Source organism: Glaciecola petra, from assembly GCF_031846345.1.
GTDB lineage: Bacteria > Pseudomonadota > Gammaproteobacteria > Enterobacterales > Alteromonadaceae > Glaciecola > Glaciecola petra.
Window position 1 is genome coordinate 104293 of record NZ_JAVRHX010000008.1, and the last position, 26808, is coordinate 131100.

Below are 26808 nucleotides of genomic sequence, written 5' to 3' on the forward strand. Positions count from 1 at the left end.
AAAGCAACCTTTACCCGGTTGCTTTTTTGTTTGTATTAAAGCTTAAGCTCCGATACCATTGATGGTGACATCTAACAATAACAATAATTAAGGAATTATATGGATATCGTAAGGCTAATCATTGCAATAATACTGCCGCCATTGGGTGTGTTTTTACAAGTGGGTATAAAAGGTCATTTTTGGCTTAATATTTTGCTAACAATTTGCGGGTATCTACCTGGTATTATTCATGCCGTGTGGATTATTGCAAAAAAATAACTATTCAAATAAAGCCCTGTGTAAGGCTCTAACAGCCTCATCACTGTGGCTTTCGTCAATGACAAACGATAAATTATGTACATTGGCTCCAAAACAAATCATACGCAAATTAAATGCTGAGATCGCTGAAAATATTTTAGACGATACACCTGCTTCACTATGCATGTTGTTGCCCACCACAGTCACAGCATCGAGATGACGTTCTACCGTGACTTCACATATGTTGCTCAATTCAATCAAGGTTTCTTTGTTCATCTTTTCTGACATTGAATTAGGCGGATTATCTAAAGTAAACGATACTGCAATTTCAGACGTTGTTATAAGGTCAACGCTGAGTTCATGTTTGGCAATGATATGAAAAACCCGCTCTAAGAAGCCTTTTGCGTACATCATCTTAGGTGTTTTAACGGTCACCATCACTTGGTCTTTTCGCCGCGTTACCGCTCTAAACGGTGGCTCGTGATCGCAATCTCTCTTGATCCACGTTCCGCCTTTGTCGGGCTCTTTACTGGAGCCAACAAACACTTTAATATTTTGACGTAATGCTGGCTCCATAGTAGCAGGATGAAGTACCTTAGCACCAAACGTCGCCATTTCTGCGGCTTCTTCAAAACTAAGTTCTGGCAATGGCCTAGCATGTTGAGTTATGCGAGGGTCGGTAGTGTAAACACCAATTACGTCTGTCCAAATTTCACATGTTTTAGCACCAATTGCTTCGGCAATTAATGCTGCGGTAAAATCAGAACCACCTCTTCCTAAAGTCGTTGTTCTTCCTTGAGCATCGGCTCCTACAAAACCTTGCGTTACTACAATTTTATGTTCAAGTTCGGGTAGCAACAACTGCTCCGCAAGCAATTTAATTTTTGCTAAATCTGGGCTCGCCTGTGTAAACCTTTCGTCAGTCCTCAATATTTTACGCACATCAAAATTGATAGCGTTGGCGCCTTTTTCGCGCAAAATGGCAGCACATAATAGCGATGACATCCGCTCGCCCATCGACATTAAAGCATCCTTTACATCGTCTCTATAATTAATTTCTTCATGCCTAGCGTAGCTTTCTAGCTCAGCTAATAAATCATAGAGTTTGGTTTCAACATTTTGTGCCGATGGTATTTTGCTAAGAATCGCTATTTCGATTTGATGAATTTTTTCGATAATGTCAGTGATTTGCTCCGAGCTTAGTGCTTCGTTAGCAAGTTTAACCAAATGATTAGTGATACCCGCTGCAGCGCTGACAACCATTACCTTGGTAGTGGTATTGTTGATAACGATCTGTGCGCAATTGCAAATCGTCTGATAATTGGCAACACTTGTTCCGCCAAACTTGGCTACATTAATGGGGTTTTGCATGTAAATTCCTTTCTCAGAAACGCGAATGCCTAAGGCAGCAAATCGACTTTATCTCCAACTCGAATGTTCTGTTTATCAAACCAACCTTGATTCATCTCTAGCGCATATAATACAGGTTCAGGCGAGTTTACCGCGACAAGGTCATGTGGTGTTAATGGTTTAATATCCACAATAATGCCATCTTTTGTTATATAAGCTAGGTCTAAAGGTATGTATGTATTTTTCATCCAAATGCCCGCTATTTTAGAGCGTTCAAATTTAAATAACATACCACAATCTTCGCACATCTTTTTTCGGTACATTAGGCCTAGTTGTCGTTCTAAAGGCGAATCAGCATAAGCAATATTCAGCATTTTCTCACCTATCTTTATGCTGACTTTATCATCATCTTCGGCGTGCAATATGCTATTGCCAAATAATAGTACAGTAAGCAGTATCAGCGAGGGCAATAATCTAATCACTTCAGCTTCTCCATTCTTATTTTGCAATTCATTAAAAGGTTTCTTTCTATAGACGATAATAACAGGTCGAAAAGACTTTTCTAAGCTCTTTTGATATAAAAAAAGCTGAGTCATTTATTAGACTCAGCCTTTTTAATCATTAAAGCAAAAATCACTTCATACACAGCATGTGTTTGCTGTCTATGAGTTAAGCAATAAGCTTATGCCACATTTAAAGTCGGTATGATCTTCGCTTTTGCGTCTTCTTCTGCTTGTTTAAATGAATCAATTTTATCAAAATTCAAATAACGGAAAACTTCTGAGCGCATAGAATCAATCTTATCCGCATATTCCATATATTCTTCTTTGTTCGGAATTTTGCCTAATATTGCACCCACTGCGGCAATTTCAGCCGAACATAGATAAACGTCAGCGCCATCCCCTAGACGATTCGGGAAGTTCCGCGTTGATGTAGACAATACGGTAGTACCTGCTAAAACACGCGCTTGGTTACCCATACACAATGAACATCCTGGCATTTCAGTTCGCACACCAGCACGGCCATAAATATTATAATAACCTTCATCCATTAAAACAGCTTTATCCATTTTAGTCGGTGGAGATACCCATAAACGTGTCGGCAAAGTGCCACCATACTGCTCTAGCAATTTACCCGCTGCTCTAAAGTGTCCAATGTTGGTCATACATGAGCCAATAAAGACTTCATCAATGTTGTCACCTGCAACATCCGACAAGGTTTTCGCATCGTCAGGATCATTAGGGCAACATAAGATTGGCTCATCAATTTCATCAAGATCAATTTCAATCACTTCAGCATATTCTGCATCTGCATCAGCTTCCATCAGCGATGGATTAGCTAACCACTCTTCCATCTTACGCGCCCTGCGCTCTAATGTGCGAGGATCGCCATAACCTTCATTTATCATCCAACGAAGCATCGTAATATTCGAGGTCAAGTATTCAGCAATTGACTCTTCAGATAGCTTGATTGTGCAACCTGCCGCCGAACGCTCCGCCGACGCATCAGACAACTCAAAGGCCTGTTCTACGGTTAAATCTTCTAAGCCTTCAATTTCCAAAATACGACCCGAAAATGCATTTACCTTGCCTTTTTTGGCAACCGTTAATAGGCCTTCTTTGATGCCATACAAGGGAATTGCATGCACTAAATCACGCAAAGTAATACCTGATTTCATTTTACCTTTAAAACGAACAAGCACAGATTCAGGCATATCCAATGGCATAACCCCTGTCGCTGCAGCAAAGGCAACTAAGCCAGAGCCCGCAGGAAAAGATATTCCCATAGGGAAGCGCGTATGCGAATCACCGCCGGTTCCAACCGTGTCGGGCAATAACATACGATTTAGCCACGAATGTATAATGCCATCCCCTGGACGCAAAGATACACCACCGCGATTCATAATAAAGTCAGGAAGTGTATGTTGAGTGTCAATATCAACCGGCTTAGGATATGCTGCCGTGTGGCAAAATGATTGCATTGTTAAGTCTGCAGAAAAACCTAAACAAGCTAGATCTTTCAATTCGTCTCTGGTCATTGGACCGGTTGTATCTTGGGACCCAACAGTGGTCATTTGCGGTTCGCAATATGTACCTGGGCGCATACCTTCAACACCACAAGCTTTACCTACCATTTTCTGAGCTAGCGTAAAGCCAGCGCTGGTAGCGGCAGGCATTTCCGGCACGCGGAAAACAGTGCTTGGCTCAAGTCCAAGCGACTCACGCGCTTTTTGCGTTAAGCCTCTACCTATTATTAAGTTTATACGGCCACCGGCTCTGACTTCATCTAGTAGTACTTTAGACTTGTAACTATACTCGGCTAATACTTCACCTGATTCCGCATTTTTAATCACGCCATCTAATGGATAAATATCGATAACGTCGCCCATATTCATTTTTTCAACATCGGCTTCAAAGACTAATGCGCCTGCATCTTCCATCGTGTTATAAAATATTGGGGCAACTTTAGAGCCAATACAAATACCACCACCACGCTTGTTCGGTACGCCTGGCAAATCTTCACCAAAGAACCATAATACAGAGTTTGTAGCAGATTTACGTGATGAACCCGTACCGACTACATCACCCACAAATGCCACTTGATGACCTTTGGCTTTAATATCTTCAATTTGATTTAATGGACCGATTTCACCATGTTTTTCAGGCTCAAGTCCGTCGCGTGTCATTTTGTACATGGCTCTAGCATGTAATGGAATATCAGGACGTGACCATGCGTCTGGCGCAGGCGATAAATCGTCAGTGTTGGTTTCACCCGTTACTTTAAATACTGAGCAAGTGATTTTTTCTGGCATATCATCACGCGATGTAAACCACTCTGCATCAGCCCAAGAATGCATGATTTCAGTGGCATACTTGTTACCTGCTCGATGTTTTTCTTCAACGTCATGGAAAGCATCAAACATCAGTAATGTGTGTTTTAATTCTTCAACCGCAAGCTCGGCCAAGTCGGCATCGTCTAGTAATTCAACAAGCGTCACGATGTTGTAGCCACCATGCATATTTCCTAAAAGCTGCACAGCCGCTTCTTTACTAATTAACGAGCAAGATTCTTCACCCTTTGCGATAGCGCTTAAAAAGCCGGCTTTCACATAAGCGGCTTCATCCACGCCAGGAGGTACTCGTTCAGACAAGAGCTCTACCAAGAACGCTTCTTCACCGCTAGGTGGGTTCTTTAACAATTCAATCAGTCCTGACACTTGTTCTGGGCTTAGTGGCTTTGCGGGAATCCCTTCTGCAGCGCGTTCTTCTACATGTTTACGATAGTCTTCTAACACTTTTGAGTCCTCTACTATGAGCTGGGCAAACAGATTATTAAATAAATCCGATAGATAGCGTACGAAATAATGGTCGCAGAGTATAACATCTACAGCCTGAAAATGAATATTATGCGACTATAATCGACTAAGTAAACGCATATTTTGAACATTCATGATAAAAATTATACTGTCCAATCACATAAATTTGTCAATTGATTGCTTTTGTGGTCGCTAAGGGCTATTTCTAAGGTCTATCAATAATCTCCAAAATATGCCCTGGCTCTGAATCAGATAACACAAATACTCTGCCATCATTTGTTTGTGCAATGTCTCTCATACGATATTTGCTATTCTCAAAATATACTTTTTCGTCGCTAAGTTTTTCACCATTTACCAGCACTGAGTGCAACTGCTTATATTTAAGTGATGTGACAACTAGCCTATTTTGAAATTGAGCAATTTTGCTTTGCTCATAATAAATAAGTCCTGCCGGCGCGATGGAAGGTGTCCAGTTATAGTTTGGTGTTTGCATACCTGGGTATTCTTTAAACGGCGAAATTAACCCACCAATATAATCTTTGCCGTCAGTGACAACTGGCCAACCATAATTATTGCCCGGCTTGATAAAGTTTATTTCGTCGCCTCCTGCTGGTCCATGTTCATGCCCAACTACCTTTCCATTGGGCAACACAATCAATCCTTGAGGATTTCTATGGCCTAAACTATAAACTTGTTTCTGAATTTCCGACTCAGCATTAAAGAAGGGGTTGTCATTGGGAATACCACCCGTATCAGTAAGGCGTAAAGTCTTGCCTATTTGAGAATTATGCATCTGGGCCTGTTCACGGTAATTAAAACCATCACCAGTAGTCACCAACAAGCTACCATCGGGCATAAATGCCATACGTGCACCATAATGTGCGGCAGTATCGCGTAAATTTTGTTGTTCAAATATCGTTTCTAATGCTACTGACTTGCCCGTTTTGTTTTCGCCTTTAGATAACTTAACCCTAACAATTTTTAAGCCATTAAGAGATGCATCTCCATAAGAATATGACAAATATAGCCAATCGTTCTGATCATAATTGGGGTGGAAAGCGAGGTCTAGTAAACCGCCTTGCCCGGCGTAATAGAGGTCTGGTAGATTTAGTTGGTATGTATGCTGCAAATTACCCGCTGAATCATACTGACCTACGCTACCCGATCGATGCGTTAACCATAGCTCTTGCGAAGGCGAAACGGTCATAGCATAAGACTTAGGAACTTGATCATTGAGCAGACTTAGTGACAAGCCAGTCTCTAGAGCCCCGGCCGTATTTATTGTTAAACAACACAATAGTGCGGCCATTATTTTACTAATTTTAATTATGTGTAACTCTGCACATCGAAAGCAATTGCGTGATAATGTGGCGACACAAAATGTAGGTATAAAGATACTTTGTTGCCCCTTTAGTTAAGCTAATACAGTTAGGCTAATACAGTTAGGCCAGTGCAAATAACCGACAGTATTAAATGAGCTTGTCATTGCTACTCTTTTGTTTAGCATATTGCCAACTTTTCATTTTAAAGCAAGTTGTGAGCAAATTTTATAGCACTTGCACATTCATGAAGTATTGCATAGGCTGTAGTTTCATCATACTAAATGTCGGCAAATATCTTATGCGAAAAGTATTGCAGACTAGTGTTCACTTTTAATCTCAATAATTGCAGTATTAAATATGCGTTTTAAGAAATACTTGTTGCTTGTTTTGCATTTTTTCATCAGCGCTGCTTTGGCGGCTGTTTTAGCCTGCTTAGCACATACCCAATTTGTGCTGCATGAACTCATTTTGTTGGATATCAATATCACGCTAGGTGACCGCGCGTATATGAGTGTACAAGATTTAATGGGCTTATTACCCACCTATGGCACTATTGTACTTATTGGATTTTTAATTGCATTTACCAGCACATGGTTACTTCGTAAATATACCCCTTTAAAGTCGATGTATCTATATACACTTGCAGGCGGTGTAGCCATGCTAACAATACTAATTTTAATGGATAATTTACTTAATCTTAGTTTTTTAGCAGGTGCCAGAAGCTCATTAGGCATGATTTTTCAAGTTATCTGTGGCTTGATCGGCGGTACCCTCTTTGTACAACTGCGCACGCATAAGCTGAATAACGCTTTACATCAGCAAAACGACTAAGACTTATAAATAGATACTAAATGGCTAGATGGCTATTTAAGACACTCCTAAACAAAAAACGGTAATGAATGTGGCTAGCTCCACATAAAAAAGAATGATGCATTAAGTAAAATATATTTGATGATCTCTATTTGTAAAAATAGTGTTAAATATAGGTAGTGTAAGTTCATCTTTGCTGTACAATTTTGTGCAAACAATATCAACTTCAGCCCATTACTTGTTTTATTTTTTAGTAGGAAACCCTTATGACTGCCTCAAATAGCTTGCTTCCAGCGCACATCAACGGCCTCGCCGATTATATTGAAGAAACCTTTAAAAAATATGCTGACCGCCCTGCATACAATGCGCTTGGACAGAGTAAGAGTTTTGCTCAAATGGACGAACTTTCGGCTAAGTTTGCCAACTATTTATTAGAACATACCGAATTAAAGCCCGGCGACCGAATTGCCGTGCAATTGCCCAATCTGATTCAACATCCTATTGCGGTATATGGCGCATTACGCGCAGGCATGGTTGTGGTGAACACTAACCCCTTGTATACACCCAGCGAAATGCAACACCAATTTAACGACTCTGGTGCTAAAGCATTAGTCATATTGGCTGACTTGCTTCCTAAATACGAATCAATAAAAGCTGACGTTGGCATAGAAAAGGTTATTGTAACAAGTGCCACCCAGTTACTAGACGAAAAGCCTGTAGAGAATAGCGAATACGATTGTTACGCCAAAATATTTGCCATGGTATCAAACACAACGGTACCCGCTCGTGAAGGTATTAGTTTAGACGATTCGTGTATTTTGCAATACACGGGCGGTACCACCGGCGTGTCTAAAGGCGCTGAGCTTTCTCATTTAAATGTACTGGCAAATAGCATACAAACATTAGACAGAGTAAAAAGTATAGTGGTAGAGGGTGAGGAGATTGTAGTGTGTCCGCTTCCGCTTTATCATATCTATGCCTTTACTGTATGTATGATGACCTTTTTTGCCAAAGGTGCAATGATATTATTAATTCCTAATCCTCGTGACATGGACGCATTTGTCAACACACTAAAACCTCATCAATTTACAAATTTTGCGGGTATCAATACCTTGTTTATGGGGCTGTGTTCACATCCAGAATTTAAAGATCTCGATTTTTCAAAATTAAAATTCACCATGTCGGGTGGTACAGCGTTAACCAGTGCCGCAGCAGATTTATGGAAAAGCACCACGGGATGTTCTGTATCTGAAGGCTATGGTTTGTCTGAAACCGCACCAGTATTGGCCTTTAATGTTCCAAATAACGAAGTCATGGGCACTGTAGGCCCTCCTCTAGTCGAAACCGACATACAATTTCTAGATGAAAACGACCAACCCGTGGCCGAAGGACAAGAAGGCCAAATTGCCGCTAAAGGGCCGCAAGTCATGAAAGGTTATTGGCAGCGTCCAGACGAAACCGCCAAAGTAATGACCACAAGTGGCTATTTTAAAACTGGTGATATTGGCCTTATAACACCTGAGGGTTGCGTTAAAATAGTCGACCGTTTAAAAGACATGATCATTGTATCTGGTTTTAATGTCTACCCTAATGAAGTAGAAGAAGTCTTGTGCAAACATCCCGATGTGCTTGAAGCAGCCGTTGTTGGCAAAGCCGACGATAATACCCAAGAGCGTGTATGTGCGTATATCACGGTTGCCAAAGATATCGACACCGCACAAGTTATTGCCCATTGCCGAGAAAGCTTAACAGGGTACAAAGTCCCCAAAGAAATTAATGTTATAGAAGAGTTACCAAAATCTTCTGTGGGTAAAATACTAAGACGTGAACTAAGGACTTAGGGCTATATGTTTTCGATTAAAGTTGAGCGGAAAATTTCTAAGCCAATCGATATTGTGTTTGCCAAGTTAGCTGATCATGCTAACTATAAACAATTTAAAGGCGTTGATGACTCGTCTCTCCTTGAAGAAGGTGAAAACGACAAAAATGGTCTAGGCGCCATACGAGAAATTGTGGCAGCAGGGGGTACCTTGCATGAAAAAATCGTAGCTTACGAACCACCCACACTATTGTCGTATAAAATCGTTTATTCAAAACCTTTGCCATACCAACACGAACTTGGGCAAATCAAACTGCTTGCACTCGACGAAAATACAACGGCAGTAGAATGGTTGTCTAAGGGACGTATAAGTGTGCCCCTTTTAGGCCCATGGTATTTTGACAAGCAATTGCAAAAAAATGGCGCAAGAGCATTTGGCAGTATTTTAAAGTCTATTGATTTAGCCTAGGAACTTTCTGCAGCTCATTAAGGGGTATGTTGACTCGCAATACCATCATTCAACATACCCTCATTATGTCAAATAGGGACTATTTGTTTTCTCTTACTAGCTGGTCCATAAAACGCACACCCCACCCTTGGCTGCCTTTGGGTGAAACGTCTATGTCAGAATCGAGCCAATCTACTCCGGCAATATCTAAATGTATCCAAGGCAAATCTTCTGCCACAAAGCTACCAATAACGGCAGCACCAATACTTGCACCGGGGTTACCAGCGCCCGAATTTTTAATATCAGCAATGGGCGACTCTATTTGCTTAAAGTGATTAGGGTGCAAAGGAAGCGGCCATACATGCTCACCAGAGCGCTCTCCAACCGCCATCATTTGAGTAGATAATTCAAAATCACGAGTAATTAAAGCAGCATATTCTTTGCTCAATGCTCTAGCTGCTGAGCCTGTTAGCGTTGCAATATTCAGTAGCATTTTAGGTTGATATTTTTCTTGAGCATAATAAACAGCATCAGACAAAACAAGGCGCCCCTCTGCGTCTGTGCTCATAATTTCTATACTGGTGCCTTTCATGGTATTAAGTACATCGCCAGGACGAATAGCATCGCGGCTTGGCATGTTTTCAGCCATTGCCATTAAACCGACAACATTCACTTTTTCACCGCGTTTTGCAATGGCATACATAGTACCGGCCACTGCCGCTGCACCTGATAAATCTGACTTCATTGCCCACATGCCAGAGTTTTGTTTTAAACTAATACCACCGGTGTCGAAGGTGATTCCTTTACCTGCTAGTGCAATAGGTGCATCGCCTTTTTTGCCGCCCATGTATTCAACAATAATTAAGCGGGGATCGTGTATTGAGCCCTTACCTACTCCTAGCAATGCGCCCATATTGAGCTTTTGCATATCTTTTACGTCGAGTACGCGAACGTTTACATTATCTAAACCTTTCAGTTTGGCACGCACTCGGTCTGCAAACAAAGCCGGATACATGCTTTTACCGGGCTCGGTAGCAAAATCTCGGGCAAAATGTATACCTTCAGCTATATAGCGCAAATCTTTTTGATAAGCCGCCTCAGCATCTGAGGCACTGCCCGTCACAAAATGCACATCTGACTTACCCGCATCTTTTTTGGTTTTATATTTGTCAAAGCTATAATGGCGCATATGATAACCTTGAGCTAAATATGCGCTTGGTGCAGGCAGATTGGTATTCAAATTATCGATAAACACATCCACGTTTACATCATTTAAAAGCGAATCAACACTAGCCGCTATTTTCCCCCCTAAGTTTTGTAGTTCTGGTGCACTCAAACCATCTTCGTCTGCGCTACCTACTACCCATAAATTGTTAACACCCGCTACCATTTGCAAATGTAAGGTGCTACCTGCTTTTGCATCAAACTCATTAAGTGCCAATAGTTTAGCTAATTGTCCACCGCTTCTGCTATTGAGTTCTCCAGCTGCACCATCTAGTGCGTTTACATCGTCAACAAACACTATTTGATCACTGTTTTGTGTGTTCACTTGGTCAGAAAATGTGAAACTTGCACTAGCCGTACAAAACCCTGAAAAGCTGATTAAACTTGCAAGCAATATTGATTTTTTGAAAGTCATGCAAAGAGTGTCCTTTTATAAGTAAAAATTAAATATACCCAGCTCTTATCATAATGCCCATAGGCAGAGTTTAAGTGCTTAAACTTAGTAAGCTGAGTTAATGCTAATTAGTGTAAGTCTAATACAGGTGAATGAAAATATTGTTTAAATTGACTCATCACTCGAATTTTTCGACCAAAGTGCTTTCTCGAAAAGCAATAAATCTTCAAAGTCACTCTCTAGCACTAAATGGCTGTGTTCTCGAAACCCTAACTTTAATAACAAACTCACACTCGCCGTATTTGATTGGCGAGCCGATGCATAAATCACTTTACTACGCGCAAGCAATTGGCTTATTGGGGTTATTGCAGACAAATTATCTAATAACAAGCTACTGGCAGTGTAGGCTAGACCTTGTCGGTAATAGGCTTGGCTAATAGCAAATCCAATATCAGGTGCATCTAAATATGGCCGTTTTAATAAGCCACACAAACCTAAAGCTTGCTGTGTTTGTTTACGTTGTAGTAAATATAAACCAAAACCATATTGCTCATAGCTTTGCAAAGGCCCTTCAACAATATAATTTTCTGCGTCTTGGATGTTATTGATATGTCGGTTACCAATGTAATTTAACCATCCTTTTTCATTAGTTAACTCAAGAATAAAAGGCGCGTCATCTACAGTAACTTTGCGCAGGACAAAAGATTGATTTTCAGCAATAACAGATGTTTGCATTAAGCTATAAGCCTAGTAATGACGCCAATACACTCAATAATACGCTAGCGAATACAATAAACAATACGGGAAACCTAAAACGATGTAATAAAACAAAGCAAATAGCCGCAATGGCGACGTCGGTGCTCGATGAAATTGCATGAGTGAATATAGGGTCATACAATGTGGCCGCTAGCAAGCCAACAACCGCTGCGTTTGCGCCAACTATGCATTTTTGAATAAATGGTTTATGCATCACATATTGCCAAATAGGCAAAACCGCACCTACCAATAAAAACCCGGGCAGAAAGATAAATGCAGTCGCCCAAAATGCGTTTGAGATAGCACTTAACATTGAACTGTCGGCAGTGGGCCACAAATAACCCAAATATGCCGCAAACGAGAACATTGGCCCGGGCACAGCTTGTGTTGCGCCATAGCCAGCTAAAAATGCTTGTCGCTCTAGTAAACCTGGTTGCACCGACATTTGTTCCAGCAATGGCAGCACCACATGGCCGCCGCCAAAAACCAAACTACCCGACTGATAAAACCCAGCCGCAGGCGCAAAAAATAAACCACTAAAAAAAGGCAAGCCTGCTAAAAACGCGACAAACAAAAAGGCACACACAATCGCACTTCTAATACTTAAAACGTTGGTATGCTGTGCAAATTTAGCAGAAGGTTTACTTAAGGGCGTATCTACGGCCTTATTGATTGTTTCTGGTGGCTTGGCAAACAAAAAAGCAAATATCGACCCAAACACTATGGCTAAAATCTGCACAATAAGGGATTGATGTAGAACAAGAGCCACAAATACCACAAGAGCAATGCTAAGCGTAAGTTGAGTATGACAAAGTTGTCTCGCCATACCTAAAACCCCCTGCAAAACAACAACAAAGGCCAATATTGCAAGGCCGTTTAATACACTTTGACCCAAGTCAGCAGAAAATACAGACAACTGACTCGCAAAAATAATCAGTAACAATACCGATGGTAAAGTAAATCCAACAAAGGCGAGTAGTGCGCCGACATAACCACCTCGGGTTAAACCAATACTAAAACCCACTTGACTACTGGCCGGCCCAGGTAAGGTTTGACAAATAGTTAATATCTGCGCGTATTCTTGCTCGCTTAGCCATTTTTTTTGCTCTACAAAAGCTACTCTAAAATAAGCTAAATGAGCAATAGGCCCACCAAAAGAAGTGCAGCCTAATATTAAAAAGGTCCAAAAAATATCAAGGTAAATTTTAAGCATAAAATGTCAGAACATTTGTTGAATTAAATAGAAAAGCTATTAACAATTTTCCAACTAAGTTGTTGAAGTGCCAACGCATCTGCTTTGTTTAAGTCGGCAATAAATATATTACCTTCAGGCGACTTGTTATATAGACTAGCATAGAATACACAAGCCGCTAAGTAAGTTCCCGCAGAACTCGGGTGCTTAATATCGTTGCGATATGTAAGTGTTTTCCCCCGCGCACTGGTGTCGACCGACAGCACATCTTTCACAAATAAATCAATCTTGGGCAATGATTTTTCTGCCTCTAAAAATGCCAAACCCACTGGCACTACTTTTACCTTATGTTTTTTTGCGATTTTTATATATTCATCACTTAATGCTTTTGCCATGTCATGCTGACCTTTATAACCCCAGGTCATAAATATAATAGGCTCAATATTTTTTGCGGAAATTTTTTCTATCGCAAGCTCAATAGCATTTTCAAACCTCTCCCGCTTACTTTCCAGCACTGGCTCATTGCTATGCCCTTGTATAACAATTGATTGCCACCTTGCATTGGCGACAGCAAGGTGAGCATCAATATTTGCAAGTTGTTCATACACATGGGCACCTGATAATGTCAATAGACGTACGCGATTCAAACCGCGCTCCCATTCGCCCGATGCACGTATAAGGCTCGAAAAGTGATTGTGAATGCCGTTATTGTAAAAACTAAAGCTATTACCAATAAATAAAACTCTTCCATGTGGTTTGGTCTTCTGTTTTTCGTTGTTATTGCTATTAATAGCCAAAGATATTGGCAAAACAGTCGTCTTGTTTGTGCTGTCTAGTGTGCTTGCAAAGCTCCCTTGAGCAAAACCGGTAAAACTCAACGACAAAATCCCCAAAAGGGCAAAAAACCGAAAAAAATGCGTAGCTGTTTTAAATATTTTTGTGTTCATTATTCACTCACAAAAATACTAAAGGGGCTAACCATATGGCCACAATACTTAGCAAAATCATACCAACCACATTCAGTATTGCACCAGCCCGCACCATTTGCGGAATACTCAATACACCCGAGGCAAACACAATAGCGTTGGGCGGCGTCGCTACTGGCAGCATAAAGGCACAACTCGCTGCCAAGGTAATGGGAATGCATAAGAGTAAAGGTGAGACCCCTAATTCAAGCGCAACCGCCGCGACTACCGGCAAAAACGTGGCTGCTGTTGCAACGTTACTTGTTAGCTCAGTTAAAAAGATAACTAAACCAGTCGCCGCTACTACTAATACAAATATACCTAAGCCCCCTAATGGCGTTAAGCTACTTCCCAACCACGAAGCTAAGCCAGTTGAACTAACGGCAGCGGCTAGGCTCAGTCCTCCACCAAATAAAATCAATACTCCCCAAGGTAAGCGATTTACATCGTGCCAAACCATGACTTGTGGTTGTTGTTTATCGCCGCTGGGCATTAAAAACAACAGCAACGCAGCGGCCATCACAATGCCAGTATCGGTTAAATAGTCGATGCCAAGAAACGCCGATATAGGCCTTCGAGCAATCCAAAAAATTACAACTAAAGCAAAAATAATGGCGACACGCTTTTCAGCTAGGCTCATTTTGCCAAGATCTGTGCGTAGTCTATCAAGATGCTCGTTGACCGCTTTGTTCGCGGGGATGTCTATCTGAAAACTCCAACGAGTGAGCGAATACCATGCTAATGGCAACATAATGAGCATTACCGGCACCCCTACCATCATCCAACTTGCAAAGGTAATTTTGATATCGTAATTCTCAGTCAAAAAAGCAGCCAGCAAAGCATTGGGTGGCGTTCCCACTAAAGTTGCCAACCCACCAATAGTCGCCGCGTAGGCTAAACCCAGTAACATTGCCGCTTGAAATGCTTTGGTTTGTCGCTTACTCAAATGTGTATTGTTTTCAGCGATAACACTGGCCACAGACAAAGCAATGGGCATTAACATCATGGTAGTTGAGGTATTAGTCATCCACATCGACAATAATGCGGCAACTAACATAAAACCGCCAATAAGATTTCTCCCATCGGTACCTGTGTAAGACAAAATAACCAGAGCTATCCGCTTATGAAGATTCCATCGCTCAACCGCCAACGCCAAAATAAAAGCGCCTAAAAACAAATAAATGATTGGATTAGCATAAGCGGCAGTTGTCTCTCGCATAGAACTGATGCTCAAAAACGGAAAAGTCACTATTGGTAAAAATGCAGTTACAGGGACGGGGACCGCTTCAGTCGCCCACCAAATTGCCATCCAGATACCAACCGCAGCAACTCGCCAAGCTGCTGGCTCCATAGTGCTTTGTGTTTCACCCACAAGCATCATAATAGCAAAAATAAGTGGGCCTAAAACCAAACCTACATCTTGATAACGCGCACGTTGTTGGTCAGTGATTTCTGGCAAATGATTACTCATAAAACACCTGTGTTGTATACAGTCATCTGCCTACAGCAAACGAATAAAATGGCTGCAAACAAAGAAAATGATATTAAAATAACAAATGGCGCGTATACAAAATAGACTTGTATACGCGCTAATTGCCTGTGGACTAAAAGGTGGTTGCTACGTCTATGTAATAGCTACGTCCATAATCACGATGTGCATCAGCAAAATACCCAAAGAAACGGTCTGCTAAAGGCGCACGTTCGTCGGTTAAATTTCGAATACCAAAGCGTAAACGTGTATTGGTTTCACCATAGTCAAAGCGATAATCAAAGGTTGCATTATAAGTTGTCATCGCCGGTATGATATAACGCGTTCCATCATCTAGGGTTAATGAGCTTTGATAAAAACTACCAATACGATTTCCACTTAAAGATGCACCATATTCAGACTTGCGCCACGACACTCGCATAGATTGTCTTTGCTCTTGATTGCCGTCTTGCCCTATCAAATCAGCAAAACCATCAATGGGGAAGTTCATTGGCAGCACACCATTTGCCTGCGCCTCAGCAAGTAGTGCAGCATCACCTCCAGCTTCTTGCTCAAACTTCTCAATAAATGAGCCGTTATAACTAAACTTAAAACGACCCATATCGTCGGTTCTTAAGGTGTAATAAATACCCACATCAATACCCGCAAGATTACGCGTGTCTAAGTTTGCATATTGGTCATCAACAAATTGAATATCACCTGCAGGGCAGATACCCGCGGCATTGTAAATTGCGATTTGATCGTCATCAGGAGCTTGACGTGTCACTGCTGGATTAAAAGTGCCACTACAATTTGTGTTGCCATCTTGTATGCGCAAGAGTAGGTCAAGTAAGGTATGATTTTCTTCACCAAATAAGCCAATTGTATTTTCTTTTTCGATTGACCAATAGTCTACTGTCATCGTTAACTCATCGATTGGCGTAAATACAAGTCCAATATTGGTATTGGTTGACTCCTCAGGCTCTAAGTTTTGACTGCCTTGAGCAATACGTTGAATCGAATTCCGACAATCTAAAATATCTTGATCCGGATCACCGCCATTTTCAGCTGCGTATTGACAAGCATAATCATCGCGAGTGTTATTACGGGCTACAATCTGCTCATTTATAGTAATCAAATTAGGTACGCGGTATGCTTCTGACCAAGAACCTCTTATTAATAAAGACTCTATAGGTCGCCAACCTGCTGCGACTTTACCAACAACCGTGCTGTCAACATCTGAGAAGTCCTCATATCTAAGCGCAACTTGCATATTCAAGGTTTCGGTGACCGGTATTTGTAATTCACCAAATAGCGACACTACGTCTCGTGAACCTGAGTTATCAGGTGTTGGACTTGAGTTGACTACATCCGATACAAACGGGTAAGTGTCACCATCAAAATCTTCCCACACAATGGTGCCGTCTAAGCGCGGATCACGGTCGTCCAAAAAGCTCTCACTTCTCCATTCAAAGCCTAGTACGGCGCTTACTGAACCAGCAGGCAATTCAAATACATCGGTATTGGCAAACTTGATATCAAATGAGCTAAGTTCCGTTTCGCTTTTACGCTCTACATCCACTAGTGCTTGTTCTATGTTTGAATTCACGCCACCGCTGAAAGGGTTGTAAGCGTTAGGTGTGCTATCAAAAAGTGCAGCCGAAATTAAGGTGTTTGAAACCCGATTACGGGTAATATCAGTTTTGGTTGCTTTCGAATAAGCCACAGCTGACTCCCAATCCCAATTCCCCATTGTGCCGCGTAAACCGGTTAAAAAGCGGAAAGTATTGCCATCGTTATCAACAATGCGCGGTACTTCAGCAAAGCGATAGTTATCAAGTTGGAATTCTAAACCTTCGCATGGAACATCAGGAATAAGTGACGCGTCAAGACGATTTGGTGAACCACAAGGTCCAAACGGATTGTAATAATTTTCGGCTCCTAAACGTAACCTTGAGGTACTAAATGGTGCACTAGGATGACGGCGTAAATTGGTTTTAGAGCTATAAGAGGAAAACTCTGTGAAGCTCTCTACTCCATTGGCAAACTCATGATTTAAAAATAGGAACAAGTTAGTACGAGTTAGTTCAGAACTTAAATCACGGTCAGCATTTAGGTTATAACGCTCTGTGCCTTGGCCATCGGGTGCACCACAGGTTTGAGCATTGATAACAAAGGTACATCTAGAATCACCCGCTGGATACACTTCAAATTCACCTGAACTATCGGTGAATGTAAAATCACCGCGCAAGCCATTTCCAGATGCACTTAGGCGAGCATCAAACTGGCCAAAATTACTATTGGCACTGTTATTTCTAAATCGAGTATCCCCTTCCCACAAAGAACCTTCTGGAATTCTGTCTCTAAAATCGGCATTCGCCCAACGCGGATCATCTTGTGAATTAACACGGTCACGCGCGTAATAGTTAGCAAATAAGCTTAAGTTAGTGCGACCATTGTTAAAATCTTTACCCCATTCAACGTTTAAGGTTTGGGTATCACGAGGAATATTTTTGTACTCAGACCACCGGCCTGAAACCTTAAAACCCACAAAATCAGTTTTTAGAACATGGTTTACTACACCTGCTACTGCGTCTGCTCCATAAATAGCCGATGCACCATCACGTAATACTTCAACACGGTCAAGGCCATGCACTGGAATAGTGTTTACGTTAACCGAGTTAACAGGAACAAAACTACCACCCACTTCTTCGGTTTGATATGACGCAGAATTTACCATTCGACGGCCATTCAATAATACCAATGTGTTTCCCGTACCTAGGTTTCTAAGGTTATATGTACCAATATCACCCCGGGCTGCATTAACACCACCACTGATATTTTCTGCTTCGCTGAAAAAGTTTTGACCATTTTCAGGAATTAACTGCAATAAGTCATCTATGGAGTCAAGGCCAAGTGTACCAATTTCCTCAGCATCGATTACCGACACCGCTAGCGCTTCTGCTACTTTGCCACCTTGAATATGCGACCCCACTACTTTTATTTTTTCTACTTCTTCGTTAGCGTCTTCTGTTGATGTGTCTTGGGCTTGTAAAGATGTGCTCACTGACAGCATCGAAGCAATGCTTAAAGCCAATAAAGACGGTTTAAAAAAGAGTGATTTGTCGGGTGAAGATATCTGCTTGAACATGTAAGTCCCCTGTTTTTATTATATAGGTGTGTTTTTTATTTTGGATCTAGTTACTAATGTGTATATTCTTGTCATTTTATTGGTAATAACGCATAAGAGCGCAAAACCCCCTACAAAATATACAAATTATTTACATTTTTTTAATATTTTAAAAAACACATCTGTTTTGAGCAGCTGCAAATTCGCAATGGTTTTAAAGCAGTGATAGGAAAAAAGGCAAACACAAACCAAGACTAATTAACGCAATGGTCGCCTTGTAATAAGTTGCGGGTGCGGCAACGCCGGCTTTCTGGGTTGCCGAGAACAAAGGTAAAGATGCGTCGTTAAGTAAATCATCATTTGTATTAATGACGTGGGCACCAGGAAAATTAAGTACTTTTGATGCATGTAATAAATGCGCAGCTTCTTTCATACAAGCAGACTTTGCCCAAAGTTCAGACAGCTCAGCATAAGCCTGCTGATGCGAGGGATCGTTTTCTAACCATTCATAAAACGCTAGCATTTGCCCCGTTTTTCTTTGAGATGACGCATTATTCTCTGAGGCATCGAGCCTAACCAACCATTCAGCCGCTTCATCTAAGGTTTTTTGACTAAGGTCATACCCCGCCCATTCATCAAAACTCATGAGACACTTCCTGCCCGTTTAAGCATCTTATACTTTATGCTGTATTGCTTGGCTTGTTTCTGTTTGTTTGCAATATACTGGCGACACAGTTTTAGGCCTTTTGTAAGATGATTTTCAACGGTTTTATTAGAAATGTGAAGTTGCCTAGCAATATCAGCATGTGAGTTAGCCTCTAATTTACGAAGAATAAAAACCTGCCTACAAATGGGAGGAAGCGAGTTTACAGCTTCAATCATTAGCAATTTTTCAGTCTCGTTGCCCAGTTCATTTTCAATAGAATCGGGCGAAACAGAGTCATTGTTCGATTGACTATTCGCAATATGTTTATTCACCACCTTATTGTGTCGCAATTGGCTAATTGCCATGTTTTTAGCGGCGGTAAACAACAAGGCTTGAAATTTCATCAAATCATCTAATGTATGGGCTTGTTTAGGATGGTTTTTAACAAGCAAAAACACTTTAATATAGGCTTCTTGAGCAATTTCTTCGCAGACACAAGGCGGCACATAATCGCATAAAAATGCGATCAATTTAGGTTTTGTTTGCTGCATAAAAAGGGTCAAACTCTTTTCGAGTTTTGGAAACTCACATTTTTCGGTTTTCGACCACTCTTCTTTCATAGGCTATGCCTCATCGGAAATTTAGCTTACAAATCATTAATGAACACCTAAACTAATGCATATTTTTTAAACAGTAAAGATAAAGTTGTAGCAGGCTACCCTTGTGCAGTGGCAGTTAATCTGCAAAACCACTTCCAATGGCATTAAATGGCATATCTAGTTCAAGCTCAGGAATTTCTCTACCTAACCAAGCAGGAAAAGTGTTGCTATTGGGCCCAGGGAACACCGTATATTCGTCTGCATAGGGATAACGCGCTATTGCTTCAAGCATTTTCGGAATAAGCAATTTGGCTTTGTCGCCCTGAATACTTAACACTTTCTCTGGTTTAGATCCATACCAATAACGGTCTGGTATGGGTGTTTTGTATGTTCGTAAAGCAGGCAATCCACGGTCAACCCGCCAACCTACAACTTCATATACCGTATATTCTGGCGCATTCTTATCTTTTAGTGCCACCCACGTGTGTACGGCAAACCAACCCCGCCAGCTAAATGCATCTGCAGCATAAAACTCAATTACCGCGTCGGAAAATTCACTGGGAACAGGCGCAATCCCTGCCGATTCGCGTGATGCAGTTCGCCAATCTGAGTTGGCGCAAGATTGCAACATGATAATGACTGCAAACATCAGTACTAAGTTAAATACACTTGTTTTCACAAACGTTTACCTTTTATAAGCTGTTCAGCTTGTTTTTATGTAAGCTCTTGCAAATGATTGTTAAAATGCAAAACATGTGCGAGTTCATATTCAGATTTACTCAAGCTGCCGTAAGCAAAATGAGGAGCTAACTCGCCTTTAAAGTCAGCAAACACTAGCATGGCCGTTTGAAAACGACGTTTTGCTTGTTCGACATTTGCTGATGCGATAAGCGGGTCAGCACCCGGTATTTCCTCGCTTAAATTATGGCGCATTCGTCCCTTTGCTTTAAACGCATTAAATGCCAGCTTGCCCGCCGTACTTTTGAAAAAAGCAGATTTGTGCTCGGGATACCCAAGCATAGAATACTCAACGCTTTGAGCACAATGATTGAGAATTTGCGCTACATTCCACAAACCACTGCTTTTTGTTTGCCCAAGATCTAAGGTAACTAATTTGTGAATACTTGATGTAAGACTCAAGTCTCCAGTGAAAGGATCAACGGTGTGCCAAGCAATGATTCCAGCGCCACCAATAACAGCCGTGCCAACTATACTCGATTTTAAAAAACCTCGTCGATTCATTATTCACCCCGCCGAGTATGCTGGCGAATAAATAGCGACAAAGGTTAATATCAATATAAGAGCAGCTGACACAAAACCCCCTATCGCTACTTTTTTACTTAAATCAACAATCTGAGGTTTTTGACTGAGTTGATGTGTTTGTATAGCAATAAAAAACACCAAAGTGATACCAGGGAACACCCACCAAAAATTAAAGGTATTGATAACCCAAAGGGAAATAGTGGGTAATTCTGCCCCCAAACCTTCAAAAATATCAATAAATTCAGGTAATAAGGCATTAACCACCCCAACTACTATGATCAACACCAAAGTAGCGGCAAGAGACAAATTTTTAGCGGTGACTAAATTACCGGGCTGCGAAACCTTAGTCTGCGTAACCTGTTCTGTTGTCATTATGTTTACACCTCTTTCTACAGCAGTCTATTGAAGCAATAATGTATATAGAGTTTACGCGAGCAATAGCCTAATCACAATCTGTGAAACAAAATTGGCAACTAGGACCGCAAAAGAAAAACCGATAATTTTCATCCAAGAAAATTGCGTCATAATTTTTAACATGACAAGCGGCACAAAAAAGTATGCAAGCTCGAATATCAAGAGTGCTTGAATGGGCAAGCCAAATTGCGATACGAGCAAAGAGCCGCCAAAAAGTATAAATGCAGGCACCAAAACAAAAGCAATAGCTGTAAACCCATCTAAAACTTCGTCTTTATCAATTAGCTTAATAAGACACCAAACCAAACATACACATATTGCTAGTTGGATCATTTACCTTCCTGAATGCGATTAACCTTGCTTTTTGTTTATTCTGGGGTAGGTGTTTTGAAAACTGGCGTATCAAATTCTTTGCCCACACCCACTATTATTCTCTCAAGCCCAACGATAGAGCCATCGCTTTTTGCACCTTTGGTGTTCCAATTAATTTCTAAAATGCTGGTGCCTTTTCTAAGCTTAGCTTCCCAAGCATTACTTTGGTCACTCGTATCTAGGTAATCTGGATAAAGCTCCCAACCCTGTGAAATCAAACCTTGTAAGATGGTCTGCATTTTGTCGAAGGTCAAATGTTGTAAGATATTTAAATTATGTTTTGTAAATTTCCGAGTCACTCGTTTCTGTTTTAGTGCAGTAAAGAATCCCATAAGACGCTCTCAACAATATTAACTTAGCCTTTTTCTAGCATACGCAATTATTTACACTTACCCAATTAAATTATTTTATTTTTTAATCGTCGAACTGTTTTAATGGCCAAATGCTTCTCTAAGCTTTAATCCTATTGCCGTGGAATATCCATAAACACTACTGCTTATTTTTTGGTCCTCGTTTACCAAGTAATAACTCGGATAACCCTGAATTTTAAATTGCTGTTTAAGCGCCTCATGTCCTAAGAACACCCTTGTATTGAGCTCATGCTCAATCACAAATGCTTCTACTTCTTCCCTAGATGAATAATCAAGTGCAATAACTACCACATTGACCGAATCAGGATTTAAGTACGTTAAGTTGCCTATACTAAGTGAACAAATTTTGCACCATGGCGCAAAAAAATAGAGTAAATTAGGTTTATTTTCAGCCAACATTGGCTCCACTTTGCCTGTTAACGAAACTAAATTTTGCTGGGGTATATGTATGCTCCCGTCACTGCTTAGCATATTTCTTGATTGCCATAAGCTAACTGCACTTATGATCACAGCCACTATTACTGTGTCGCGCAACCAAACACGCCAATTCGATTTTTTGTTTTCTATTTTTGACAACTGGAACACCTATTATTATCACCAACGCTATATTACCTGACCTACATATGTTGCGCGAAATTTCATTTAAATAATCAAAATCATAAGCTAGCCATGTTTTGGGTCAATACCAAAGTATCATTCGTAATAAGGTCAAAATTTTATGCCTGTGTTAGTGTCGGTGGCACTTTGGTAGTCTCTTAATTGTTAGGAGACAGATTAGGTGACTGTATGAATAAGCTGTCAGCAAATACGCAATATCACTCTTTGGCTTGTAAAAAAGGGTTCACTTTGCTCGAGCTAATGATTGTGTTGGTAATTGTTGGCGTATTGGCAACAGCCGGACTCACGTCTTACCAGAGTTTTGTATTACGCGCTCAATTAAGTGAAACCGCTGCCCAACTTGGCTTTTTCGCTCGTGAATTTAATACATGGAAACAAATAAATGGTCGCTATCCTAACGACAGCCACATTGCTTTACCCCCCGATGCTAACGGATTAGCCATTAATCCAATTGATTGGTCTACACCAACTTTGTTAGGTGGAAACTGGAATTGGGAAGGTCCAGACAGATATTCTTATGCGGGTATTTCGATAGACGGCGCTACAGCCGAAGAAGAAGACATCATCTTACTCGATACCATTATGGACAATGGTGATCTCAACACAGGTGAATTTCGAAAAACCGGCAATGGTCGCTATACCTTTATCATCTCAGAGTAGCGCCTATTTTGCTTATTCTGTATTGGACCCAATATATTTCAAACGCAATACATGCTGCCCTGTCGGCTCGTGAAGCTTCTCTTCTAGCAGCACAAAACCGTATCTCGCATAAAATTTTCGACCGACTTTATTAACGTTGAAGACTTCAACTTCAAGATCGTTATGTAATGTGCTTGCCTTATCCATTAGGGCCTTACCTATGCCCTGTCCATGCCATTCTGGCTTTAAAAATAGTGCACCGACTTCATTAGCCATTAATGCAATAAAGCCTTGAACTTCGCCATTGAGCTCTACTACCCACGTGTCTGTATTTGGCATATATATTTCAGCGATATTGATTCTTTCTTGTGCAATAAAGTCGTCGGTCATAAAGGGATGAGCCAATCTAGTCGCAACTTCCCACGAGCACAATACTGCGTCTAAATCAGAATGTTTATATGGTCTAATATTCAAAATGTGTTTTCCTATCTCAAATCTGGCTGCTGACAAGCTACCTGTAAGCCATCTTTACTCTATTGTCACTTTACCATGCCTATACTGTGCCATTTCACTTTGTTAAGGCTCATAAGCTTTATTTGTCGAGCTTATCCTCACTCGATCTTGTTTCAGCATAGACGCGATAACTTTCTTCAAATGACACTAAGACAGCCAAGATCCCAGAAATAAATATCAGTGTAAATGATGGTACAAATAAACCCGGATTCAAAAACTTTATTGAGAAAAGATGCAGTAAGGTACTCAAAATTGAAATGGCTATTCCGACGACGCCAATAATTGTACTGACCCTGATAATCTTTACCAAAGATGATAGCCGTTTTGAAGTTAGTGTTTTGTAAGGTAAGTCCATTCTTTATTTAAATCCTTTATCGTCATTATAAAATTAATATTAGCTTTTTACCGGAAAAAAGATAGTACTTGCTCAAGCATCATTTAAAAGTTTAAAACTACCTATTTCCTTATACGAGCTGCCGTCCCAAATAAACGTATATGCTATGGCAGAACTGCCGATTTTTGGTAGAGAAGTACTCGGTTTGGTTTTTACCAAATATCTACCATCTGGGCTAACAGATGCTCTTACTTCAGGTGCATTCCAAATATCCGCAAAGACCGTAAAAGACAAAAAAATGCAAAAGTTATACTAATTAAAATTCTCAATTTTCTATCCTAATCTGGCTAAGGCCAGCGACAAAAGGCAATTTGAAGGGCAGCAGAAAATTGATCGTATGATTATGCCTGTTAGCTGCTACCACATTCTACTTTTAACGCAGTGTGTATATATTCGCGTTTATTATTTGGCCATTTTTTAACAATACTTTTGTTGTGACTCGCTGGTAAGCCTCTCCCTCAAACTCATCAAGACTAGCCCAATGACCCACCAGATTTTCAGAAGTAAATACAAAGCCTTTTATCTCTTTACCTGCTTCATCCAGTTCAAGCCCAGGAAACCCCATCTCTGCTCCCCAACCTTTATCTTTTAAAATCCCCCTTACACTTGCAGACTCCCAAGAACCACCAATATCACTAAGTATATGTTCATTGGGACGACCAAGACCTAGCGTTCCATATACAAATAATTTGTTGTCGCTCACCGAAGCTCCTTAGGTAGCTAACGTCCGACTATGGTGCACTGCGCGACCGCGTCATAGTCAAACTTGTTTGACGACATGAGGCGCTTGATAAGTGTCGTTCTCATTCTAGCTACCTATATCTGTAAATATACCAACCGCAAGTTCTGCCCAGACATAAACTAAAGCCAATATTACAAGAGCAGCTACACCAAACCAGTACTTTGGTGAGATTTTTCGTGCAAGAACTATAAACAAACAACCTGAACCAAAAATTAAAAGCCCCATAACAATAAAATCAGAAGCGCCCCACTGAACCGCTTGTGTGAATTGCGCAGCTACTGCAGGTACTAGAAGAACTAAAAAGGTACCAAAGGCCAACCAACCAAATATGGCTTTTTGTTCAATTATATTTTTCGTATTCGTCATTTGGGCCTGTCCTTACAATTAACATTGAGCAAAGCGGCAATCACTACTCTACCTGCCATGATTAGTCCTCGATGCTGGTAGGCAAATAACACCACAATAACCGGCGCAGCGTAGCTGTGTCCGGCGACGAAGTCGCGTAGTTCATTGTTTTGTTAACTGTAACACCCCAACTTACGCAACTTGTTGCCTTGCACCAAGATGCTAAATAGTCAGAATGTCGTTGTTTGTTTTTACTCACTTTAAAACATCCTTGAAAAAGTTAAAACCAATGAAGCGAACAATATTAGGGTTTCCAAATTACCTTATATGAAACGTCAGCAGATTTCCCAGGCACCTTAGTCTTCGCTTTAAAAAGCAATTGTGTTTAATAGGCTTGGTACTCTAAATTACCACTTAGTTTTGACTTCTGAAACTACCTTACCAAAAACAACATCCGATTTCGACGCAACCATTATCGTTGCTGACAAAGACTTTTTGCTGGCCAAGCCTTGAACTAAAAACTTTCCTATAATGTTCGACCTCAGAAACAACCTAAAACAACAGACTATTTGCTAGCCTCGTTTTCTTTCAATGCAATTAATCAGGTCTTCCTACAGTTAACACCATTTTAAGCGGTGGGCGCGCGCTATTCGCGAACATCCGTCTTCAAAATTTTTGTTAGGTGTTTGCTCATAAAACATAATGTACTGATTAGATACCCTTTATATTGAACTAGCCGCCATTAACACCATGCTAGTACCCCACACAATGAATATAGAAGTTATAACTACGCATGAAACCGCAAGTCTAAAGCCTATTTGAAATCTAACATGATTTCGAACAGCTCTAAAGATGTAACTAATCGGTACCACAGGCAATACCCATAACGATGCCATCCCGAAAACATAAACCGACATTGAAATATCCCTCGCCAAAGAAGTTCCCTCTAGCAAAATGCCCATTCCGTAAAATAGCATCACGTAAAAGATAGAATATATAGACGCTAGCACATAAAAAACTGAAAATAACCTCAAAAGAAACGACACCTAACACTTTCCATAACCGGTTTTGGCCGCTCTTGCCAAAATCCGGTTGATGGATTTGTTATGTTTCGGTGTTACCACGATACCTGCCCCATAAGATTTTTGTATGACGCCAACGCATGATATATCGCAACTTTGGTATCTAATTTTTTCACTAAGACCTGATAAAAATACACAGGAAGTAACCAAACTACTAAAATAAACAACTGACCAAATATAGCGACAAAAGCAAACTCATTCAATTCAGTATCTAGCATATAAAACAATAGCGCCGAAAGATTTATGAACACTATCACCCAAACCGCTCGATATGCATCTCGCTTAATAGTATTCTCAACGAATTTATCTACGCCTTTCAATGGCTACCTCTGAGAAACATAACACCCGCTTAAGCGGCGAAAATTGCTCTTTATTTTTG

27 protein-coding genes are annotated in these 26808 nt (G+C 40.7%); 5 read left to right on the forward strand and 22 right to left on the reverse strand.

Going from position 1 to position 26808, the window contains the following annotated elements:
• Window positions 1-99: 99 nt before the first annotated feature.
• Window positions 100-258, forward strand: coding sequence for a YqaE/Pmp3 family membrane protein (locus RM552_RS17260; RefSeq protein WP_311370132.1), 159 nt, complete (start codon window positions 100-102; stop codon window positions 256-258).
• On the opposite strand, the gene lysC is transcribed toward RM552_RS17260, so the two are convergent.
• From lysC to RM552_RS17280, 4 genes are all read right to left on the reverse strand, one after another.
• Entirely contained in the window at window positions 259-1608 is a 1350-nt protein-coding gene (gene lysC / locus RM552_RS17265) for a lysine-sensitive aspartokinase 3 (RefSeq protein WP_311370133.1), read from the reverse strand.
• Window positions 1609-1637: 29 nt separating this feature from the next.
• Window positions 1638-2183, reverse strand: a complete 546-nt coding sequence (locus RM552_RS17270) for a DUF192 domain-containing protein (protein ID WP_311370134.1) — start codon at window positions 2181-2183, stop codon at window positions 1638-1640.
• A gap of 86 nt (window positions 2184-2269) precedes the next feature.
• On the reverse strand, window positions 2270-4882 hold the full coding sequence (gene acnB / locus RM552_RS17275) for a bifunctional aconitate hydratase 2/2-methylisocitrate dehydratase (protein ID WP_311370135.1): 2613 nt from the start codon (window positions 4880-4882) through the stop codon (window positions 2270-2272).
• Between the two features lie 226 nt (window positions 4883-5108).
• Window positions 5109-6212 (reverse strand): PQQ-dependent sugar dehydrogenase, encoded by a 1104-nt coding sequence (locus tag RM552_RS17280; protein WP_311370136.1) that lies wholly within the window; start codon window positions 6210-6212, stop codon window positions 5109-5111.
• 370 nt (window positions 6213-6582) lie between these two features.
• On the opposite strand from RM552_RS17280, the gene RM552_RS17285 reads away from it, so the two are divergent.
• The 3 genes from RM552_RS17285 to RM552_RS17295 all read left to right on the forward strand — a co-directional run bounded on the left by RM552_RS17285 (window position 6583) and on the right by RM552_RS17295 (window position 9323).
• Window positions 6583-7056, forward strand: a complete 474-nt coding sequence (locus RM552_RS17285) for a hypothetical protein (protein WP_311370137.1) — start codon at window positions 6583-6585, stop codon at window positions 7054-7056.
• Window positions 7057-7301: 245 nt separating this feature from the next.
• The gene (locus tag RM552_RS17290) at window positions 7302-8876 is read left to right on the forward strand and encodes an AMP-binding protein (RefSeq protein ID WP_311370138.1); all 1575 of its coding nucleotides are present in this window, start codon (window positions 7302-7304) and stop codon (window positions 8874-8876) included.
• 6 nt (window positions 8877-8882) lie between these two features.
• Window positions 8883-9323, forward strand: a complete 441-nt coding sequence (locus RM552_RS17295) for an SRPBCC family protein (protein WP_311370139.1) — start codon at window positions 8883-8885, stop codon at window positions 9321-9323.
• A 79-nt stretch (window positions 9324-9402) separates the two neighbouring features.
• Here the strand turns inward: RM552_RS17295 and RM552_RS17300 are convergent, their stop codons facing one another.
• The 14 genes from RM552_RS17300 to RM552_RS17365 form a co-directional block, all read right to left on the reverse strand.
• The gene (locus RM552_RS17300; RefSeq protein WP_311370140.1) at window positions 9403-10941 is read right to left on the reverse strand and encodes a leucyl aminopeptidase; all 1539 of its coding nucleotides are present in this window, start codon (window positions 10939-10941) and stop codon (window positions 9403-9405) included.
• A gap of 144 nt (window positions 10942-11085) precedes the next feature.
• A complete protein-coding gene (locus tag RM552_RS17305; protein ID WP_311370141.1) occupies window positions 11086-11655 on the reverse strand; it encodes a GNAT family N-acetyltransferase in 570 nt (189 codons plus the stop codon).
• 4 nt (window positions 11656-11659) lie between these two features.
• Window positions 11660-12889, reverse strand: a complete 1230-nt coding sequence (chrA, locus tag RM552_RS17310) for a chromate efflux transporter (protein WP_311370142.1) — start codon at window positions 12887-12889, stop codon at window positions 11660-11662.
• Between the two features lie 23 nt (window positions 12890-12912).
• Window positions 12913-13815: a hypothetical protein gene (locus RM552_RS17315; protein ID WP_311370143.1), complete on the reverse strand. Its 903-nt coding sequence runs from the start codon at window positions 13813-13815 to the stop codon at window positions 12913-12915.
• 7 nt (window positions 13816-13822) lie between these two features.
• Window positions 13823-15304, reverse strand: a complete 1482-nt coding sequence (locus RM552_RS17320) for an SLC13 family permease (protein ID WP_311370144.1) — start codon at window positions 15302-15304, stop codon at window positions 13823-13825.
• A gap of 133 nt (window positions 15305-15437) precedes the next feature.
• Window positions 15438-18452, reverse strand: a complete 3015-nt coding sequence (locus tag RM552_RS17325) for a TonB-dependent receptor domain-containing protein (RefSeq protein ID WP_311370145.1) — start codon at window positions 18450-18452, stop codon at window positions 15438-15440.
• A 193-nt stretch (window positions 18453-18645) separates the two neighbouring features.
• Window positions 18646-19077: a FecR/PupR family sigma factor regulator gene (locus RM552_RS17330; protein WP_311370146.1), complete on the reverse strand. Its 432-nt coding sequence runs from the start codon at window positions 19075-19077 to the stop codon at window positions 18646-18648.
• Window positions 19074-19697 carry an RNA polymerase sigma factor gene (locus tag RM552_RS17335; protein ID WP_311370147.1) on the reverse strand — a complete coding sequence of 208 codons (624 nt, stop codon included), beginning with the start codon at window positions 19695-19697 and terminating at the stop codon, window positions 19074-19076. Before RM552_RS17335 ends, RM552_RS17330 begins: the two co-directional genes overlap by 4 nt.
• Window positions 19698-19812: 115 nt before the next feature.
• On the reverse strand, window positions 19813-20325 hold the full coding sequence (locus tag RM552_RS17340; RefSeq protein WP_311370162.1) for a DUF3750 domain-containing protein: 513 nt from the start codon (window positions 20323-20325) through the stop codon (window positions 19813-19815).
• 65 nt (window positions 20326-20390) lie between these two features.
• A complete protein-coding gene (locus tag RM552_RS17345; RefSeq protein WP_311370148.1) occupies window positions 20391-20918 on the reverse strand; it encodes a DUF1569 domain-containing protein in 528 nt (175 codons plus the stop codon).
• Between the two features lie 3 nt (window positions 20919-20921).
• Window positions 20922-21311 carry a hypothetical protein gene (locus RM552_RS17350; protein ID WP_311370149.1) on the reverse strand — a complete coding sequence of 130 codons (390 nt, stop codon included), beginning with the start codon at window positions 21309-21311 and terminating at the stop codon, window positions 20922-20924.
• A gap of 54 nt (window positions 21312-21365) precedes the next feature.
• Entirely contained in the window at window positions 21366-21686 is a 321-nt protein-coding gene (locus tag RM552_RS17355) for a hypothetical protein (protein ID WP_311370150.1), read from the reverse strand.
• 35 nt (window positions 21687-21721) lie between these two features.
• Window positions 21722-22057: a hypothetical protein gene (locus RM552_RS17360; protein ID WP_311370151.1), complete on the reverse strand. Its 336-nt coding sequence runs from the start codon at window positions 22055-22057 to the stop codon at window positions 21722-21724.
• A gap of 99 nt (window positions 22058-22156) precedes the next feature.
• A complete protein-coding gene (locus RM552_RS17365) occupies window positions 22157-22672 on the reverse strand; it encodes a redoxin domain-containing protein (protein WP_311370152.1) in 516 nt (171 codons plus the stop codon).
• A gap of 210 nt (window positions 22673-22882) precedes the next feature.
• Between RM552_RS17365 and RM552_RS17370 the strand changes: the two genes are divergently transcribed.
• On the forward strand, window positions 22883-23374 hold the full coding sequence (locus RM552_RS17370) for a type IV pilin protein (protein ID WP_311370153.1): 492 nt from the start codon (window positions 22883-22885) through the stop codon (window positions 23372-23374).
• A 12-nt stretch (window positions 23375-23386) separates the two neighbouring features.
• Here RM552_RS17370 and RM552_RS17375 read toward each other — a convergent pair whose 3' ends face one another.
• The 4 genes from RM552_RS17375 to RM552_RS17390 form a co-directional block, all read right to left on the reverse strand.
• Window positions 23387-23827: a GNAT family N-acetyltransferase gene (locus RM552_RS17375; protein ID WP_311370154.1), complete on the reverse strand. Its 441-nt coding sequence runs from the start codon at window positions 23825-23827 to the stop codon at window positions 23387-23389.
• 806 nt (window positions 23828-24633) lie between these two features.
• The gene (locus RM552_RS17380; protein ID WP_311370155.1) at window positions 24634-24963 is read right to left on the reverse strand and encodes a gamma-glutamylcyclotransferase family protein; all 330 of its coding nucleotides are present in this window, start codon (window positions 24961-24963) and stop codon (window positions 24634-24636) included.
• A 105-nt stretch (window positions 24964-25068) separates the two neighbouring features.
• Window positions 25069-25368, reverse strand: coding sequence for a hypothetical protein (locus tag RM552_RS17385; protein WP_311370156.1), 300 nt, complete (start codon window positions 25366-25368; stop codon window positions 25069-25071).
• A 1096-nt stretch (window positions 25369-26464) separates the two neighbouring features.
• On the reverse strand, window positions 26465-26749 hold the full coding sequence (locus RM552_RS17390; protein ID WP_311370157.1) for a hypothetical protein: 285 nt from the start codon (window positions 26747-26749) through the stop codon (window positions 26465-26467).
• Window positions 26750-26808 lie beyond the last annotated feature (59 nt).